Source organism: Candidatus Phytoplasma pruni, assembly GCF_001277135.1.
Classification (GTDB): Bacteria; Bacillota_I; Bacilli_A; order Acholeplasmatales; family Acholeplasmataceae; genus Phytoplasma; species Phytoplasma pruni.
This window is the reverse complement of record NZ_LHCF01000039.1, coordinates 1-1782: the sequence shown is the minus strand read 5'-3', so window position 1 is coordinate 1782 and position 1782 is coordinate 1. Positions and strand designations below refer to the sequence as shown.

General features: G+C 24.0%; 3 protein-coding genes. All 3 read left to right on the top strand.

What is annotated here, in order from left to right; translation table 11 throughout:
• Window positions 1-185: 185 nt before the first annotated feature.
• The 3 genes from CPX_RS02825 (at window position 186) to CPX_RS02815 (ending at window position 1765) form a co-directional block, all read left to right on the top strand.
• On the top strand, window positions 186-1094 hold the full coding sequence (locus tag CPX_RS02825) for a hypothetical protein (RefSeq protein WP_053521637.1): 909 nt from the start codon (window positions 186-188) through the stop codon (window positions 1092-1094).
• Between the two features lie 21 nt (window positions 1095-1115).
• The gene (locus CPX_RS02820; protein ID WP_053521636.1) at window positions 1116-1490 is read left to right on the top strand and encodes an SVM family protein; all 375 of its coding nucleotides are present in this window, start codon (window positions 1116-1118) and stop codon (window positions 1488-1490) included.
• An 89-nt stretch (window positions 1491-1579) separates the two neighbouring features.
• The gene (locus CPX_RS02815) at window positions 1580-1765 is read left to right on the top strand and encodes an SVM family protein (protein ID WP_152907397.1); all 186 of its coding nucleotides are present in this window, start codon (window positions 1580-1582) and stop codon (window positions 1763-1765) included.
• Window positions 1766-1782: the final 17 nt, after the last annotated feature.

Below are 1782 nucleotides of genomic sequence, written 5' to 3'. Positions count from 1 at the left end.
TTAAACAAAGACGATATCAAAAATATTATACAACTAATGATAATAATCAAAAAAATAAAGCATAAAAATTATTACCAACTATAAATTTTTTTTAAATTTAATCAAATAAAATTGTATAATAGTAGTAATTAATTTTTTTAAAGATAATATCAATTACTACTATTATCGGAAAGGCTATTAAGAATATGAACTTTTTTAAAAAATATTGGTTTATTATTTCCATTATTTTATTTTTTAGTATCGTTATTATTATAGGCTTTTTTAAAGGCGTTAATGAAACTAAAAAAGGCTCAAAATCCTTATCAAATCATCATAAAGAAGTAGATAATAAACAAAAACCTAATCAACCACTAAGAAATAAACATGAAATAGATCCTCCTCAACTAAAAAAACAAATAACTAACGATAAAGAATCAAATCAACTGTCAAGTGATCATCGCGAAAGCGAAACTCCAAAACCTAAAATTAAAATAACACAAGAAAAATATAATAAAATTAAATCTTATATTTTATCTGAAAATGACAACGAAGTTTTATCACTAAAAGATCTTTCTCAAGAAAAAAAAACAGAAATCGAAAAAATAAAAAATAGTTGGGGAGTGCGTTTAGGTTATTTAAATAAAGAACAAAAAGAAATAGATAAAATACAAGAAGAATGTAATAATTTAATCGCTCAAAGAGATTCAGCAATAAACCAAATTCAACAATTACAAAAACAACTTCAACCAAAAGAAGCTGAATTAGAAACTCAAAACAAAGAAATAGATAAATTAAAATTCAAAAAACAACAAAAACAAACACAATTACAAACTCAAGGTCAAACCACTTATAAGAATTCTGAAATAGATCTAATTCAAAATGAAATCTCAAAATTACAAGATGAAAAACTTGAATTAGTCGGACAAATAGAAGATATCGAACTCCAAATCGGCCACTTAAAATCCGACCAAACAATGTACGAAAACATGTTATCACGTGCCCAAAACTATAAAAAAGATTTAGAAAAAGATTATAATAAAAGTTTAGAACAAAACAAACAATCCGCCCTATCTTCCCTCAACTCCCTCTACGAAATCACCTCTGATGAGGATTAAAAATAAAAGGAGATTTAACAAATGTTCAGATTAAAAAATCAATTTAAAATAATTTATCTTTGTTTAATAAGTTTTATATTATTATTATTTATTTTTAATAATCCATTAATGGCGATGCATAATGGTAATGCGACACCAAATAACGGTCATCATAACACTAATTTTGAAACTAAAGCGCACATTTTACAAGAAATGAATCGCGAACAAGCTGCAATAGTCCAACAAATTTTTAATGCTAGAAATAATAATGATTCCGAAGAAATTATTAATAATCTTGTAAGACAAAATATACAATTAAGTCAACGTATTTCAACTCAACAGATTAATTTACATAATGCTATGCCTCACGAAAACAATCGCAATCAATTAAATAACTCTAATAACAGAAGACGTTGAATAATAAACATCAATTATTAAAATTTCAATTCCCTCTACTAAATCATCCCATCTAAGGGATAAATAGAATGAAAAGGAGTTATAAATTAATGTTTAAAATCAAAAATAATTTATTATTATTGAATGTATTTGCGTTAATTTTTTTAGGATTATTTTTAATTAGTAGTAATAATTATATTATGGCGATGGAAAATAATAATCCTTTAAAAATAATTTATAACATTAAAAACAAAATATTAACGAAAACAAAAGAAACCCATAAAATTTATCATTAGAAGATATGGCTAAAAAA

What these genes read in the sequence shown, in the direction of transcription:
- CPX_RS02825 (WP_053521637.1), top strand. Translation starts at nt 186, where the DNA reads ATGAACTTTTTTAAAAAATATTGGTTTATTATTTCCATTATTTTATTT.
- CPX_RS02820 (WP_053521636.1), top strand. Translation starts at nt 1,116, where the DNA reads ATGTTCAGATTAAAAAATCAATTTAAAATAATTTATCTTTGTTTAATA.
- CPX_RS02815 (WP_152907397.1), top strand. Translation starts at nt 1,580, where the DNA reads ATGTTTAAAATCAAAAATAATTTATTATTATTGAATGTATTTGCGTTA.